This window comes from Cupriavidus sp. 05T41, from assembly GCF_056396525.1.
This window is the reverse complement of record NZ_JBFTLQ010000008.1, coordinates 107,754-122,252: the sequence shown is the minus strand read 5'-3', so window position 1 is coordinate 122,252 and position 14,499 is coordinate 107,754. Positions and strand designations below refer to the sequence as shown.

Sequence of the window (14,499 nt, the reverse complement as noted above, 5' to 3'; positions counted from 1 at the left end):
TGCGATACCACCGCCCCGGCCCGCTCATGGCCGCGCGCCGCCGCTCGCGGTTGCGGTTGCGGACGTGTCTCCCACGCGCCACGGGAAGTACTCGATATCGGACAGCGACGTGGGCTTGCGATCGAATATCAGCAAGGTACGGTACCCGTTGGTGTAGTAAGGATCAGTGGTCAGGTTTTCCCGCGGCTTGTCTTGCGGGGCGGCACCCACGCCCCCCACGAAGCCGAGCTTTGCGAGATTCTGCGAGTAGGCCATGTCTTCGGTCAGCGCCGTGCGCGCCTCGTCGACGTCCGGGTCGATCTTGTGCGTCGTCAGCGTGGGCGAGTGGATGGTGAGGCGGCTGCCGATATCGCGGCTGATCTGGCCCACCCACACCGGCTTGCCGTGGTAGCGCATGGGACTCAGCCAGAGCCGCAGGTGATTGCGCTGGTGAATGGTGCCGCGGCCCTTCTGCAATGCCAGGTCCTGGGCCCGCCCGTACAGGAAGAGGTCGCTCACCGGCGCATTGAGGTAGCGCTCGCCGGACAGCGCGGAAGTCACCATCCGCGTGATCGCGCCCGCCCACCTGGCCTCGGTCGGGCGCCAGCCGCGGCGCACCAACGCCGGGAAGGCATCGTCGAGACCGCCCACGACCACCAGGTTCAGCGGATCGCCCAGTTTCGTGCCGTCCTTGTTGCCTGCGCAGCAAGGCAGGGCCTCGAGCGCGGCACGAAAGGCGTCGTCGTCCGTGTAGTCCACGATCTGGTCCGGCGCATAGATCTGGCGCCGGAAGACATCGCTGGCCTTGTAGTCGGCGCGAAAGCCCGGTACCACCATAAGGATCGAGAAAGTCGTTGCGCGCCCGCTCGCGACCAGGTCAAGCTGCACGAGCCGTGCCCCCTCGCTGGCGTTGGTCAGCACGAACCCCGTCACGGACTGGCCAGGCGCCACCGGATTGTGGAAGGCGAGCTGGTCAAAGCGCCGGGCGAGGTCGGCGCGCGTGGTCTGGGCGTCGGCCGGGGCAAACGCTTCGGCCGCCTCGGAGGCGGGGAAGAATGCCGGATCGAGGCCCGGCGACAGCAAGTAGTAGCTCTGGGAACCGCTGTTGCGTACCTCGACCCAGACCGGCTGCACGCCTTTTTGCGCCAGCGGAACGCCATACACCTCCGCGCTCTCCGCATCGGAGAGCACCGCCGCCGATACCTGCAGGCCATTCTCGCTGCGCGTCAGGGCGCGGCTCTTGTAGTCGCCTTCCGGCGCGGGCGGTGCCGCCGGCATGCAGCCGGCGAGCGCGCCGGCCACGGCGACTGCGCCCAGCGCTCGAATCACGATGCGGTCCATCGCGTCACCTCACTGCGGCGGGTAAGGGCAGAGGTCTTGCCGGCAGGGCCGGCGCATGCACCGGTCGGTGTCGCGCGGATGCCTGGAAAAGTATATGTCTCGCCGGGCGGCGCGGCGGGCCCCTTCAGGCCGCTTTGCGCGCGGTGCCTCAGCCGCCGGCGCGCTCGAACACTTCCCGCAGCCATTGCACGAACACGCGCACGCGGGAGGAGAGCTGGCGGTTCTGCGAATACAGCACCGAGACCGGCATCGGCGGGGGCGGAAATGCACCCAGCACCACCTGCAGGCGGCCCAGCCGCAGTTCTTCGGCCACGCGGTAGCGCGGCACCTGCACCAGCCCGAGCCCGGCCACCGAGGCACCTGTGTAGAGATCGGCGCCGGTGACCGAAACGGTGGCCGCCAGTTGCACCGCCGTCACGCGGCCATCCACGGTGAACTCCAGCGGTACCGCCTTGCCCGTGCCGCTGGAAATGTAATTGACCGCGCGATGCGCCGCGAGCGCCTCCAGGTGGTGCGGTTCGCCGTGCCCGGCCAGGTAGGCGGGGCTGGCCACGGTGACCTGCTCGAGCAGCGCCACGCGCCTGCCCACCATCGACGAGTCCTGCAGGTTGCCTGCGCGCAGCACGCAGTCCACGCCTTCGCGCACCAGGTCGACCAGGCGATCGTCCTCGCCGATATGCACCTCGAGGTCCGGGAACTGCGCCAGGAAGCCCGGCAGCGCCGGCACCACGAAGTGCCGCGCCAGCGTGCCCTGGAGGTTGACCCGCAGCAGCCCCTTCGGCGCCGTGTTGCGGAACGAACCTTCGGCTTCCTCCAGGTCCGCTATCAGGCGCACGCAGCGGCGGTAGTAGGCGTCACCGTCGTGCGTGAGGCGTACCGTGCGCGTGGTGCGCTCCAGCAGGCGCGCGCCCAGGCGCAGTTCCATGCGCTTGATCAGGTTGGTGATGGTGGCGCGCGGGATGCGCAGATCTTCCGCGGCCTGGGTGAAGCTCTGGCGCTCGGCGATGCGTACGAAGGCCTGCATTTCCTGAAAGCGGTCCATACGGCCTCATTGTTAAAGCAAACGGAGCAATGATATCAATTTAACGCCGATTATCTGCAGACCGGAATAGTCCATGATTCATTTCACCAACCCACCACTGCAAGGAAATGCATCATGAACACCACTGCAAGCACCGCGACCACCGCCACCACCAACGGCAAGGTCGCCATCGTCACCGGCGCCTCGCGTGGCATCGGCGCCGCCATCGCGCGACGGCTTGCCCGCGACGGCTTCGCAGTAGCCGTCAACTACGCCTCCGGCGCGGCGCCGGCCGAAGCGCTCGTGGCCGAACTCAAGGCTGCGGGCGCCACCGCCATCGCCGTGCGGGCGGATGTGTCGGATGCCGGGGAGGTGCGCCGCATGTTCGAGATCACCGAGCAGCAGCTGGGCAAGGTCGACGTGCTGGTCAACAACGCCGGCGTGCTCAAGACCGTTCCGCTCGCCGACACCAGCGACGCGCTCTACGACCAGACCTTCGACATCAATGTGCGCGGCACCTTCAACACCCTGCGCGAGGCCGCCGCCCGCATGGGCGAAGGCGGGCGCATCGTCAACTTCTCCAGCACCACGCTGGCGCTGAACATGCCCGGCTATGCGGTCTACAACGCCACCAAGGCAGCGGTGGAAGCGTTCACGCACGTGTTCGCCAAGGAACTGCGCGGCCGCAATATCACCGTGAACGCCGTCGCCCCCGGCCCGATCGCCACCGCGTTGTTCCTCGACGGCAAGACCGACGAGCAAATCCGGGCCTTCGCCGGGATGGCGCCGCTGCAACGCCTCGGCCAGCCGGAAGACATCGCCTCGGTCGTCGCCTTCCTCGCCGGCCCGGATGCCGGCTGGGTGAACGGCCAGATCCTGCGCGCCAACGGCGGCATTGCCTGATCCCTGCCGCGCCACGACAGGCCACCACGCCGACGCTCACCATATCCAGGGAGAACCACCATGCAGAACGCCAGCCGGCAAGTCATCCTCGTCACCGGTGCGGGCACCGGCATCGGCAAGCTCAGCGCCCGGGCGCTGGCCGAAGCGGGGCATATCGTCTACGCCACCATGCGCGACACGGACGGCCGCAACCGCGAGCACGCCCAGGCACTGCGCGCGCTCGCCACGTCCAGGAAGCTCGCGCTCCATCCGCTTGAACTCGATGTGCTGTCGCAGGAATCGGCCGATGCCGCCGCCGCGGCCATCGTGCGCGAGCAGGGCCGCCTCGACGTGGTGATGCAGAACGCCGGGCATCTGGTAGTCGGTCCCACCGAGGCGTTCACGCCCGAGGAAATGATGCGCGTGTTCGACACCAACCTGTTCGGTGCGCAGCGCGTGAACCGCGCGGTGCTGCCTTACCTGCGCCGGCAGGAAGCCGGGCTGATGCTGTGGATCAGCAGCACCACGACCAAGGGCGGTTTCCCGCCGTTCATGGGCCCCTATGGCGCGGCCAAGGCGGCCATGGATTCGCTGGCGGTGACGCTGGCCTACGAGCTGGCGCGCTTCGGCATCGAGACTTCCATCGTGGTGCCGGGCGCCTTCACCCGGGGCACCGCGCACTTCCCCAGCGCAGGCAAGCCGGCCGATGCCGCCACGGCCGCCGCCTACAGCCGCTACGACGGCGTGATGGACCAGATCGGCGAACGCCTCGGCGCGCTCACGCCCGAGGACGCCGATCCCCAGGCCGTGGCCGACGAGATCGTGCGCATCGTGGGCCTGGCCGCCGGCACGCGCCCGATGCGCTCGGTGATCGATTTCGTCGGCGACGGCGCGCGCGAAGTGCTGGAAGTGTCGGAACGCGTGCGGATCAGCTTCGCGCAACGCATCGGCATGGGCGACCTGCTCGAGGCCCGGATCTCGCGCTGAGCCCCGCGCGCCAACCATCAGGCGGGCCGCGCATGGCCCGCCGGCACACCCCCGGAGGGGCCATGAACCGATGGATCCGACTCGCATTCAACCTGCTGCTGCCGGCCCTGCTCGCCTCGTGCGAAGCCGGTCCCGCGGCGCACGCCGATGCCGCTCTCACCCAGGGCAAACCCATGAAAGCCTCGAAGACCTATCTGTACCTGCTGCGCAAGACGCCGTTCTTCACCAGCCTGGACAGCGAGCAGTTGCGCTGGACCATCGACCATTCGCGCGAATGGGAGGCGCAAGCCGGCACCGTGATCGCACAGTGCGAGCGCACCGGCGCGGCCGGCGGCGCGGACAATGCCGACGTCTGGATCCTGCTCGACGGGGGCTGGCAACTCGAGCACGCAGGCAAGGCCTATCCCGCCGGCCATGCCGACCCGGGCAACTGGTTCAGCGCGCGCCAGGCCACGGGCGACTGCCGCCTGGTCGCCACCGGGCACAGCTACGTCATGCGCATCGCACGGGCAGAGTTCGACGACATGGTGGCGCGGGGCTTTGCCTTCGGCCGGCACCTGGATGCAGGGATGCGCCACTACCGCGCGATCTTCGGCGCCGCGGCGCAGGCCGCCGGCAGCCCCGGCGCGCAGGCCGCGCCGTAGCGCACCAGGCCGCCGCGCGGGCAAACGCGGTGGCCCCTGCCTACAATGGGAGTTACCCTCCACGACCGACAATCACCCACACATGACCATGCATCGGGCTTCAAGGCGGCCTTCCTGGATCAAGCGACTGGCGGGCCTGCTGGCCTGCAGCGTCCCGCTGTGGGCAGCCGCGCCGGCGCATGCACAGTCCGCGCAGCCTGGCGTGGCATTCTCCGCGGGCCAGCCCGGCGGTACGCTGCCGGCGGGCTGGAAGAACCTGCCGGTTGCGCAAGGCAAGGCATCGACCCGCTACAGCCTGGTGGCCGACGGCCGCACCACCGTGCTGCAGGCGGACGCCACCGCCTCGGCCTCGGCGCTGATGCATGAGGGCGACATCGACCTCGTCGCCACGCCCCAGCTGAGCTGGCGCTGGAAGATCGATCAGCCCATCGCCAACGCCGACAACCGCGTGGCCGCCCAGGAGGACGCGCCGGCACGGCTGGTCTTCATGTTCGACGGCGACAAGGGAAAACTCTCGCTGGGCGACCGTACCGCCATGCGGCTGGCCAAGACGCTGGCCGGCGAGGAATTGCCCTATGCCACGCTGATGTACGTCTGGTCCGACAGCGCGCCGGCCGGCACCATCATCGACAACCCGCATACCTCGCGGGTCAAGATGATCGTGGTGTCGGGCAGCCCGGACGGCGCAGGCAAATGGCTGTCGCTGAGCCGCAACGTGGCGCAGGATTACAAACGCGCCTTCAACGAAGCGCCCGGCAAGCTCACCGCCTACGGCCTGCTCACCGACACCGACAACACCGGCGCGACCGCGCGCGCATGGTACGGCGATCTCCGCTTTTCGGCGGGGAAATGACGCCGGACGGGGACAGCGGGCGGATGGCCGGCCTGTACTTCCTCAATCCGCGTGGATTCCCCGCTCGCGGATCAGCTTGCCCCACTTCTGGGTCTCGTCGGCCAGGTGCTTGCCCAGTTGCGCCGGCGTGCTGCCGATCGGCTCGGCGCCGATGCCGGCCAGGCGGGTGCGCACCGAAGGCTTGGCCAGCGCGGCCACCATGGCCTGGTTCAGGCGCGTGACCACGGCGGGCGGCGTCCTGGCCGGCACGAAGGCGGCGAACCACGGCGACAGGTCATATCCCTTGACGCCGGCTTCGGCCATGGTGGGCACGTTCGGCAGCGCGCTGGAGCGCTTGCTGGTGGTGACCGCGATCGCCGTGAGCTTGCCGGCATCGATATGCGGCTTGGCCGAGGTGATGCTGTCGAACATGTAGTCGACCTGGCCGCCGAGCAGGTCGGTCATGGCGGGGCCGCTGCCCTTGTACGGCACGTGCAGCATCTTGACCTCGGCCAGCGAGGTGAAGAGCTCGCCGGCCAGGTGGATCGAGGTGCCGTTGCCGGCCGACGCGTAGGTGTACTTGTCCGGGTTGGCGCGCGCCGCGGCGATCAGGTCGGGCACCGTGGCCGGCAACTTCTTGACCTTGCTCGTGACCAGCACATTGGGCACCACCGCCAGCAGCGAGACCGGGGCGAAGTCCTTCACCGGGTCATAGTTCAGGCGGCCGTACAGAGCCGGATTCACCGCCATGCCGTTGGCCACGATGATCAGCGTGTAGCCATCCGCGGGCGAGCGCGCCACCATCTCGGCGCCGATATTGCCGCCCGCGCCGGGGCGGTTTTCCACCACGATGGCCTGGCCGAGCGAGGCCGACATTTCCTCGCCCAGCGTGCGGGCGATATTGTCCATGGCGCCGCCGGCGGGGAATGGCACGACCCAGCGGATCGGCTTCTCGGGCCAGGTGCCGGCGTGGGCCGCGGGCGTCGCGGCCAGGGTGGCCAGTGCGCAGGCGGCGCCCATGGCAAAGGCGCGCAGGAATGGCAGGCGCATCAAAGTCTCCTCTTGGATTTATGGAATCGGGATCGGGGGCCAGAATGGAAAGCGGCGCGCAGGCAATGCAGGCATCCAGGCGTTGCGCGGCGCCGCCGTGCTACTTGATCGACGAGGGATGCTTGGCCAGCGGCGTGACGTGGATCTCCATGTACGAGAACAGCGGCAGGCCGGACAGCATGGCGTGCAGTTCGTCGTTGGTCTCGGCATCGAAGACGCTGTAGTTGGCGTACTCGCCCACCACGCGCCAGATATGCGGCCACTTGCCCTGGCGCTGCAGGTCCTGCGAATACGCCTTCTCGCGCGCCTTGATCTCGTCTGCCTGCGCCGCCGGCATGTCGGCCGGCAGCTTTACGTCCATTCTCACCAGGAACAGCATGTTCTCGTCCTTGTTGCGTTCTTTGCGTTAATCGATCGCCGCGGCCAATCAGGCGCGGCGGTAGTGCGTCAGCTTGTCTTCATCCAGCGTCAGGCCCAGCCCCGGGCCCTCCGGCAGGTGCAGCGCGAAGTCGCGGTATTCGGGGCGTGCCGTCACCACGTCGTCCTTGAGCAGCAGCGGGCCGAACAACTCGGTGCCCCAGGCCAGGCGCGGCAAGGTGCAGAAGCCATGCGCGGCGGCGATGGTGCCCACGCTGCCTTCGAGCATGGTGCCGCCGTACAGCGCGATGCCGGCGGCATCGCCCACCGCCGCGGTGCGCAGCATCTCGAAGATGCCGCCCGACTTGGAGATCTTCAGCGCGAACACGTCGGCGGCGGCCAGGCGCGCCAGCTCCATGGCATCCTCGGGTCCGCACACCGCTTCGTCGGCCATCACCGGCACCACGAAACGGGCCGCCAGGCGGGCCAGCGCGCCGCGCTGCTCGCGCGGCACCGGCTGCTCCACCAGATCGATGCCGGCGGCTTCCAGCATGGCGATGCCGGTGGCGGCGTCGGCCTCGTTCCAGGCCTGGTTGACGTCCACCGTGACGCGGGCGCGGTCGCCCAGCGCGCGCTTGATGGCCGAGACGTGCGCCACGTCGTCACGCACGGAACGGCGGCCGATCTTGAGCTTGAAGGTGTTGTGCCGGCGCGCCGCCAGCAGGGACTCGGCCTCTTCGATGTCGCGGCCGGTATCGCCGCTGGCGAGGGTCCACAGGCAGGCCAGGTTGGGACGCACGGCGCCGCCCAGCAGTTCGGACAGCGGCAGGCCCAGGCGTTTGCCCTGGGCGTCGAGCAGCGCGCTTTCCAGCGCCGACTTGGCAAAGCGGTTGCCGCGCGCCACCGAGCCCAGGCGCTGCATGGCGGCGTGGATATTGCACGCGTCGATGCCGGCAAGCGCGGGCGCCAGGTAGGTATCGATGGTCAGCTTGATGCCTTCGGGACTTTCGTCGCCGTAGCTCAGGCCGCCGATGGTGGTGGCTTCGCCGATCCCCTCGATGCCGTCGCTGCAGCGCAGCCGCACGATGACCAGGGTCTGGCGCTGCATGGTGGTCATGGCCAGCTGGTGCGCGCGAATGGTGGGCAGGTCCACCAGGATGGCTTCGACGGAGGCGACGGTTGCTTTCATGCTGAGTGACTACCTTTATGTCTACCGGGGTATGAAATCGCTGGCGGTGCGCCGGCAATACGCTCCCATGCAGTATGTGGCTTGACATTGCGGGTGTCCAAGACCGAGTATGTCCCGATCAATACCTTGAAAGTATGAAAGGACATGGCCATGGAGCTTCGCCACCTGCGCTATTTCCAGGCCGTCGCGGCCGAGCTCAACTTCACCCGCGCCGCCGAGCGCCTGCATATCGCCCAGCCGCCGCTGTCGCGCCAGATCCGCCAGCTGGAGGATGAGCTCGGCACGGTGCTGCTGGACCGCTCCTCGCGCACGGTGCGCCTGACCGAAGCGGGCCGCTTCCTGCTGGAGCAGTCGCTCCAGCTCAACCAGCGCATCGACGAGATCATGGAAGGCACGCGGCGCATCGGCCGCAACGAAAAACACTGGTTCGGCATCGGCTTCGTGCCGTCGGTGCTATACGGCTTCCTGCCCGAGCTGATCCGCCAGGTGCGCGGCTCCGACACGTCGCTGGAAGTGAGCCTGTCCGAACTCACCACGGTGCAGCAGGTAGAAGCGCTCAAGGCCGGGCGCATCGATATCGGCTTTGGCCGCATCGTGCTGGATGATCCCGCCATCACCCGCAGCGTGGTGATGGCCGAGCCGCTGATGGTGGCGGTGCCGGGCGGCCACCCCGCGCTGGGCCGCGCGCCGATGACGCCGGACCAGCTCGCCACCTATCCGTTCGTGCTCTACCCCGCGCGGCCACGGCCGAGTTACGCCGACCATGTGCTGGCGCTGTTCCGCACGCGCGGCCTGCAATTGCGCGTGGTGCAGGAAGCCAACGAGCTGCAGACCGCCATCGGCCTGGTCGCTGCCGGGCTGGGCATCTGCCTGGTGCCGGCCTCGGTGCAGCGGCTGCATCGCGACGACGTGGCCTATGTGCCGATCAATGCCCCCGGCTTCACCTCGCCGGTGATGATGAGTTACCGTGCCGACGACCGCTCGGCACTGCTGGCCGAGGTGATCGCGCGCGTGGGCGAGCTGGCGCAGGCGCCGCGCCAGGGCTGACCGGCACGCTCCGGGGACGCAAAAAAGCGGGGTCTATCCCATGAATGGGTGATGCGCCCCGGCGGGCCGCTTTGTAGAGTGGTCGCGCAAAAAAGATACGGGGAAATCATGCCGCTGCACTCGGGGCCGCTCATGGGCCATGTCGCTGGCCGACGACGTGGCCGTCATCCGCTCATCACGCTGTTCCATGCCTGCGCGCACACCTTGCGCGAGAGCTGGCGCGACATGCAAGGTGAGGTAGCGCTCACCGTCGAGACCCGGCCGGCACGAGCGGCCGGGCAGGTCCGGCACGGCGCCTGGCGCCTGCAGCTCAGCTACGACGACACCCCGCTCACGCCTGGCGCGCCGCGCCTCACCGCCACCGCCGCGCTGCTGCGCGCGGACGGCACCGATGTCACCGCAAGCCAGCCGCCCGCGGCCTGGACCTGGCGCCAGGCTTCCGGCCTGTCGATGCGGGCCGGCTATGGCGCCGTCACCGTCGATACCGATGGGGCGGCGAGCGCTGTTTCCGTGTGCCCGCGCGGCGTCAGCCTGTCGCTCTCCGGCACCAGCCGCCCGGCCTGCCAAGACCTTGCGGCGGGTGTGGAAGTCACGGTCCTGCTGGCCAGCGGCGAGCGCCTGAGCCAGCGCGTCCAGGCAGGGCTGCCTGGCACGGAATAGAATTTCCGCGGGCGTTCACGGACGTTCGCGGGAATTTTCACGGATTTCCGGAGCGATCCGGACATCGAGATGTGAGGAGAGCCCGCCACCAGAAGTGGCGGGCATCTTTCAGGCCGGCGTCGAATCCGGCAAGCGGTTATTGTCCGCGTTGCCGTTTTCTTCGTCGGGCCAGCTGCGCCCGACCATCCATTCGTACAGCGTGGGCAGCACGATCAGCGTCAGCATGGTGGCCGTGATCAGGCCGCCGATGATGACGATCGCCAGCGGCCGCTGGGTCTCCGAGCCGATGGCGCGCGAGATGGCCATCGGGAACAGGCCCAGCATGGCCAGCAGCGCGGTCATCAGCACCGTGCGCAGGCGGTCCATCGAACCGGTCAGCACGGCCTGTCGCACCGGCATGCCCTCGTCGCGCAGCTGGTTGAAGTAGGTCACCATCACCACGCCGTTGAGCACGGCCTGGCCGAACAGCGCGATAAAGCCGATGGCCGCCGACACCGACAGCGGAATGCCGGTGAGGAACAGCGCGAACACGCCGCCGATCAGCGCGAACGGAATGTTCGAGATGATCAGCGTGGCGCTCTTGAACGACTTGAAGGCGTTGAACAGCAGCAGGAAGATCACCAGCACCGACAGCGGCACCACGATCGACAGGCGTGCCATGGCGCGTTCCTGATTCTCGAACTCGCCGGACCAGCTGATCTTGACGTCGTCGGCCTTGACGTTCTTGGCCACCAGCGCCTGCATGTCCTTCACCACGCTGCCCATGTCGCGGTCGTGGATGAAGATGCCGATCGACGTGGTGCGCTGGCCGTTCTCGCGGCTGATGTTCATCGCGCCCGAAGCGGCGCGGAAGTGCACCAGTTGCGACAGCGGCACCTGCGCGCCGTCGGCGGTCTGCATGAAGATGTTCGGCAGGTTGGGCAGCTCGCGCTCGCCCGGCTTCAGGCGCACGGCCACGCTGAAGTGCTTCTCGCCTTCCCACAGTTCGGTGGCGGCCTTGCCGGCCAGCGCGGTCTCCATCAGGTCCTGCACGTCGGCCACGTTGATGCCGTAGCGGGCGGCCTGGGCACGGTCGAAGTCCAGCACGTACTGCGGCAGTTCGCCGTCGCGGTCGATGAAGGCGCGCATCACGCCCTTGACCGACTGCACGTTGGCGAGGATCTGGTCGGCCACGCGCTTGTTGTGCTCGAGGCTGTCGCTCTGCACCTTGATCACGATCTGGCCCTTGATCTGGGAGATGCTCTCGAGGATGTTGTCGCGCACCGGCTGCGAGAAGTTGGGCTCGATGCCGGGCAGCTGGCGCAGGTTGGCGTTGATCTCGTTGATGATCTTGCGCTTGTCGTAGCCGGCGCGCCACTGCTTGTCGTTCTTCAGGTCGACCAGGATCTCGACGGTGTTGATCAGCTTGGGATCGGTGCCGTCGTCGGGGCGGCCCACCTTGGAGATGGTGGTGTTGACCTCGGGCGTCTTGCGGATCACGGTGCGCAGGCGGCGGGCCTGGTCGCGTGCCTCGTCGAGCGAGACCGAGGCCGGCAGGTCGAAGCTGACCCACATCGAGCCTTCGTCCAGCTCGGGAAGGAACTCGCTGCCGAGGAATTTGCCCACGCCGACGGTGGCCACCAGCAGGCCCAGCGCGATGCCCACCACGGTGCGCTTGTGGTCCAGCGCCCAGGCCAGCATCGGTTCATAGATGCGCTTGCTGTGGCGGACCACGAAGTTGTCGTCGTGCGCGATGTTCTTGGTCAGCAGCAGGTGGCACAGCAGCGGCACCAGCGTCAGCGAGATGATCAGCGAACCGATCAGCGCGCCCGTCACGGTGTAGGCCATCGGCGCGAAGATCTTGCCCTCGTGGCGCTGCAGCGTGAAGATGGGGATGTGCGCGGCGATGATGATGATCATCGAGAACACGGTCGGGCGGCCCACCTCGGTAGTGGCCTGCAGGATGGCGTGCATGCGCGCGCGGCTGTCCTTGATCTGCGCTTCCTTGAGCTCGCCGAGGCGCTTGAAGATGTTCTCCACCACGATCACCGCGCCGTCGACGATGATACCGAAGTCCATTGCGCCGAGCGACAGCAGGTTGGCGGGGATGCCCACCCAGGTCAGGCCGATGAAGGTGGACAGCAGCGCCAGCGGGATCACCAGCGCCACGATGGCCGCGGCGCGCACATTGGCCAGGAACAGGTAGAGCACGGCCATCACCAGCAGCGCGCCCTCGACCAGGTTGCCGAACACGGTGTGCAGCGTCTTGTCGATCAGCGTGGAGCGGTCGTAGTAGGGCACGATCTTCACGCCCTTGGGCAGGATCGTGCTGTCCAGCAGGTCGATCCTTTTCTTGAGCCCTTCCAGCACCAGCGAGGGATTCTCGCCCTTGCGCATCACCACGATGCCCGAGACGATGTCGTCCTCGTCGTCCTGGCCCATCAGGCCCTGGGGCGGCGCGGCGCCGATCCTCACCTCGGCGATGTCCTTGACCAGGATCGGCGTGCCGTTGTTCTCGGCCACCACCACGTTGGCGATGTCGGCCGAGGTATAGAAGCTGCCGAGCGAGCGCAGCAGGTACTGCTGGCGGCCGTGCGCCACGGCGCCGCCGCCGGCGTTGGCGTTGGCGCGCTGCAGGGCGGCGAAGAGTTGCGACAGCGAGATCTTGGAATCGCGCATCTTCGCCAGGTTGGGGTTCACCTCGTACTGCTTGATGGTGCCGCCGATGGTGACCAGGTCCGCCACGCCAGGCACCTGGCGCAGGTTCTTCTCCACCACCCAGTCCTGCAGCGTGCGCAGCTCCTGCGCGCTATAGCCCTTGCCGGTCAGGCGAAAGCGGAAGATTTCGCCGATCGCGGTGGACAGTGGCGCCAGTTCCGGGTGCACGCCGTCGGGCAGGTCCACGCCGCGCAGGCGCTCGATCACCTGCTGGCGGGCCACCACGTCGGTGGCCTTGTCATTGAAGGTGACCATCAGGAAGGACAGGCCGAACTGGGTGTGCGAAAACACCCGCACGGAATTCGGCGTGCCGGCCAGCGCGGTCTCGATCGGGATGGTGACCTGGCGCTCGATTTCCTCGGCGGCGCGGCCCGGGTACAGCGTGATGACGTTGACCTGGATGTCGGAGACATCCGGGAAGGCTTCGATCGGCAGGTTCTTGAAGGCCGCCAGGCCACCCCCGATGAAGATGGCAAGGCCGAGCCAGACGAACAGCTTCTGGTGCAGCGCGAAATGGACGATACGCGAAATCATGTGGCGGTCTTCCTTACTGCTTCGCGCCGGCGTTGCTGGCCGCGCCGCCCAGGGCCGCGTTGACCGCGGTGGCGTCGCGCAGGATGTCCTGCAGGTAAAGATTGCCCTCGGTCACCACCACATCGCCTTCCTTGAGTCCGTCCACCACCTCGGCGGTACCGGGCAGCGTCACGCCCAGCTTGATCTGGCGGCGCTCGAAGCGGTTCTGCGCCGTGCGCACGAACACGTAGTTGCGGTTGTCGGCCAGGAACACTGCCTTGGACGGCACGCCGATGCCCTCGAACGAAGCGGCTTGCAGCTTGGCGGTCACGAACATTTCCGCCTTCAGGCGACGGTCCTGGTTGGGCACGGTCAGGCGCACCTTGACGCTGCGCGCGGCGGGGTCGACGTAGTCGGCGACCTTGATCACCTTGCCGGTGAAGGTCTCGCCGGGATAAGCGCTGGACACCAGGCGCACGCTCACGCCGGGCTTGAACAGCGCGAGATCGGCCTCGGTCGCGTCCACCTGCGCCCACAGCTCGCTCGGGTCGGTGACCAGGAACAGCGGCGCGCTGGGCGGCTGGTCGGGACGCAGCTCCATGCCGACATTGATATTGCGCTCCACCAGCAGGCCGTCGATCGGCGTGCGCAGGGCAAAGCGCGCCATGCCGCCGCCTGCCGCGGGCGAGCCGTACTGGCGCAGCGTGGCCTGGGTGCGGGCAAGGTCGGCGCTGGCGCGCGCGGCGTCGGCCTGGGTCTGCTCGAGGTCCTTCTGCGCTACCACGCCGGCGTCGTACAGCTCGCGCTGGCGCGCCAGCGCCTTGCCGGCGTAGGCGGCGTCGACGGCGGCCTTGCGCGCGTCGGACTGGGCCACGCCGAAATCGGTGGAGGTCAGCATGGCCAGCGCCTGGCCCGCCTTCACGCTGGTGCCCGCCTGAGCCATCACTTCGGTCACGCGGCCGGCGAACGGCGTCGACACGCGCACGGTGCGGTCCTCGTTCCACACCAGGCGGCCGGGCAGGCTCAGCATGCGTTCGCCGCCGCGCTTGACGCTTTCGCCGGCGATGCCCGGCAGGGCCTTCACGGAGGCCGGGAATTCGACGGTGTTGCCGGCGACCTTGGGCTCGTCGCTGGGCGCAGGGGCTTCCTGCTTGCCGCAGGCGGCCAGCGCCAGCGTCACCAGCGAAAGCGCCGCGAGGCGCGCGCGCAGGCCGTGGCGCGCGGGGGTAGTCGAAGCAGGCGTAGCAGTCATCGGAGACATCGAAGCGGACATCAAAGCAGACATCGGAGCGGACACTTG

Annotated in this window: 13 protein-coding genes; 6 read left to right on the top strand and 7 right to left on the bottom strand. The window is 68.2% G+C overall.

What is annotated here, in order from left to right; genetic code table 11:
- Positions 1–24: 24 nt before the first annotated feature.
- Positions 25–1,320: an LssY C-terminal domain-containing protein gene (locus AC1DKV_RS07260; RefSeq protein ID WP_441611962.1), complete on the bottom strand. Its 1,296-nt coding sequence runs from the start codon at positions 1,318–1,320 to the stop codon at positions 25–27.
- A gap of 148 nt (positions 1,321–1,468) precedes the next feature.
- Positions 1,469–2,362 (bottom strand): LysR family transcriptional regulator, encoded by an 894-nt coding sequence (locus tag AC1DKV_RS07255; protein WP_477137516.1) that lies wholly within the window; start codon positions 2,360–2,362, stop codon positions 1,469–1,471.
- Between the two features lie 114 nt (positions 2,363–2,476).
- On the opposite strand from AC1DKV_RS07255, the gene AC1DKV_RS07250 reads away from it, so the two are divergent.
- From AC1DKV_RS07250 to AC1DKV_RS07235, 4 genes are all read left to right on the top strand, one after another.
- Positions 2,477–3,244: an SDR family oxidoreductase gene (locus tag AC1DKV_RS07250; RefSeq protein WP_441611960.1), complete on the top strand. Its 768-nt coding sequence runs from the start codon at positions 2,477–2,479 to the stop codon at positions 3,242–3,244.
- Between the two features lie 60 nt (positions 3,245–3,304).
- Entirely contained in the window at positions 3,305–4,210 is a 906-nt protein-coding gene (locus tag AC1DKV_RS07245) for an SDR family oxidoreductase (protein WP_441611959.1), read from the top strand.
- Positions 4,211–4,272: 62 nt separating this feature from the next.
- Positions 4,273–4,854 (top strand): cyclic nucleotide-binding domain-containing protein, encoded by a 582-nt coding sequence (locus AC1DKV_RS07240; RefSeq protein WP_441611958.1) that lies wholly within the window; start codon positions 4,273–4,275, stop codon positions 4,852–4,854.
- Positions 4,855–4,936: 82 nt separating this feature from the next.
- The gene (locus AC1DKV_RS07235; protein WP_441611957.1) at positions 4,937–5,707 is read left to right on the top strand and encodes a DUF3047 domain-containing protein; all 771 of its coding nucleotides are present in this window, start codon (positions 4,937–4,939) and stop codon (positions 5,705–5,707) included.
- Between the two features lie 42 nt (positions 5,708–5,749).
- Here AC1DKV_RS07235 and AC1DKV_RS07230 read toward each other — a convergent pair whose 3' ends face one another.
- The 3 genes from AC1DKV_RS07230 to AC1DKV_RS07220 all read right to left on the bottom strand — a co-directional run bounded on the left by AC1DKV_RS07230 (position 5,750) and on the right by AC1DKV_RS07220 (position 8,282).
- The gene (locus tag AC1DKV_RS07230) at positions 5,750–6,736 is read right to left on the bottom strand and encodes a tripartite tricarboxylate transporter substrate binding protein (RefSeq protein ID WP_441643118.1); all 987 of its coding nucleotides are present in this window, start codon (positions 6,734–6,736) and stop codon (positions 5,750–5,752) included.
- A 100-nt stretch (positions 6,737–6,836) separates the two neighbouring features.
- Positions 6,837–7,115, bottom strand: coding sequence for a muconolactone Delta-isomerase (gene catC / locus AC1DKV_RS07225; RefSeq protein WP_441611954.1), 279 nt, complete (start codon positions 7,113–7,115; stop codon positions 6,837–6,839).
- 48 nt (positions 7,116–7,163) lie between these two features.
- Entirely contained in the window at positions 7,164–8,282 is a 1,119-nt protein-coding gene (locus AC1DKV_RS07220) for a muconate/chloromuconate family cycloisomerase (protein ID WP_441611953.1), read from the bottom strand.
- Positions 8,283–8,432: 150 nt separating this feature from the next.
- Between AC1DKV_RS07220 and AC1DKV_RS07215 the strand changes: the two genes are divergently transcribed.
- Positions 8,433–9,329 (top strand): LysR family transcriptional regulator, encoded by an 897-nt coding sequence (locus AC1DKV_RS07215; RefSeq protein WP_441611952.1) that lies wholly within the window; start codon positions 8,433–8,435, stop codon positions 9,327–9,329.
- 108 nt (positions 9,330–9,437) lie between these two features.
- The gene (locus tag AC1DKV_RS07210; RefSeq protein WP_441611951.1) at positions 9,438–9,989 is read left to right on the top strand and encodes a hypothetical protein; all 552 of its coding nucleotides are present in this window, start codon (positions 9,438–9,440) and stop codon (positions 9,987–9,989) included.
- Between the two features lie 108 nt (positions 9,990–10,097).
- Here AC1DKV_RS07210 and AC1DKV_RS07205 read toward each other — a convergent pair whose 3' ends face one another.
- Complete coding sequence (locus AC1DKV_RS07205; RefSeq protein ID WP_441611950.1) at positions 10,098–13,220, bottom strand: efflux RND transporter permease subunit; 3,123 nt, start codon at positions 13,218–13,220, stop codon at positions 10,098–10,100.
- Positions 13,221–13,233: 13 nt separating this feature from the next.
- Positions 13,234–14,451, bottom strand: a complete 1,218-nt coding sequence (locus AC1DKV_RS07200) for an efflux RND transporter periplasmic adaptor subunit (protein ID WP_441611948.1) — start codon at positions 14,449–14,451, stop codon at positions 13,234–13,236.
- Positions 14,452–14,499 lie beyond the last annotated feature (48 nt).

What these genes read in the sequence shown, in the direction of transcription:
- AC1DKV_RS07260 (WP_441611962.1), bottom strand. Translation starts at nt 1,320, where the DNA reads ATGGACCGCATCGTGATTCGAGCGCTGGGCGCAGTCGCCGTGGCCGGC.
- AC1DKV_RS07255 (WP_477137516.1), bottom strand. Translation starts at nt 2,362, where the DNA reads ATGGACCGCTTTCAGGAAATGCAGGCCTTCGTACGCATCGCCGAGCGC.
- AC1DKV_RS07250 (WP_441611960.1), top strand. Translation starts at nt 2,477, where the DNA reads ATGAACACCACTGCAAGCACCGCGACCACCGCCACCACCAACGGCAAG.
- AC1DKV_RS07245 (WP_441611959.1), top strand. Translation starts at nt 3,305, where the DNA reads ATGCAGAACGCCAGCCGGCAAGTCATCCTCGTCACCGGTGCGGGCACC.
- AC1DKV_RS07240 (WP_441611958.1), top strand. Translation starts at nt 4,273, where the DNA reads ATGAACCGATGGATCCGACTCGCATTCAACCTGCTGCTGCCGGCCCTG.
- AC1DKV_RS07235 (WP_441611957.1), top strand. Translation starts at nt 4,937, where the DNA reads ATGACCATGCATCGGGCTTCAAGGCGGCCTTCCTGGATCAAGCGACTG.
- AC1DKV_RS07230 (WP_441643118.1), bottom strand. Translation starts at nt 6,736, where the DNA reads ATGCGCCTGCCATTCCTGCGCGCCTTTGCCATGGGCGCCGCCTGCGCA.
- catC (WP_441611954.1), bottom strand. Translation starts at nt 7,115, where the DNA reads ATGCTGTTCCTGGTGAGAATGGACGTAAAGCTGCCGGCCGACATGCCG.
- AC1DKV_RS07220 (WP_441611953.1), bottom strand. Translation starts at nt 8,282, where the DNA reads ATGAAAGCAACCGTCGCCTCCGTCGAAGCCATCCTGGTGGACCTGCCC.
- AC1DKV_RS07215 (WP_441611952.1), top strand. Translation starts at nt 8,433, where the DNA reads ATGGAGCTTCGCCACCTGCGCTATTTCCAGGCCGTCGCGGCCGAGCTC.
- AC1DKV_RS07210 (WP_441611951.1), top strand. Translation starts at nt 9,438, where the DNA reads ATGCCGCTGCACTCGGGGCCGCTCATGGGCCATGTCGCTGGCCGACGA.
- AC1DKV_RS07205 (WP_441611950.1), bottom strand. Translation starts at nt 13,220, where the DNA reads ATGATTTCGCGTATCGTCCATTTCGCGCTGCACCAGAAGCTGTTCGTC.
- AC1DKV_RS07200 (WP_441611948.1), bottom strand. Translation starts at nt 14,451, where the DNA reads ATGACTGCTACGCCTGCTTCGACTACCCCCGCGCGCCACGGCCTGCGC.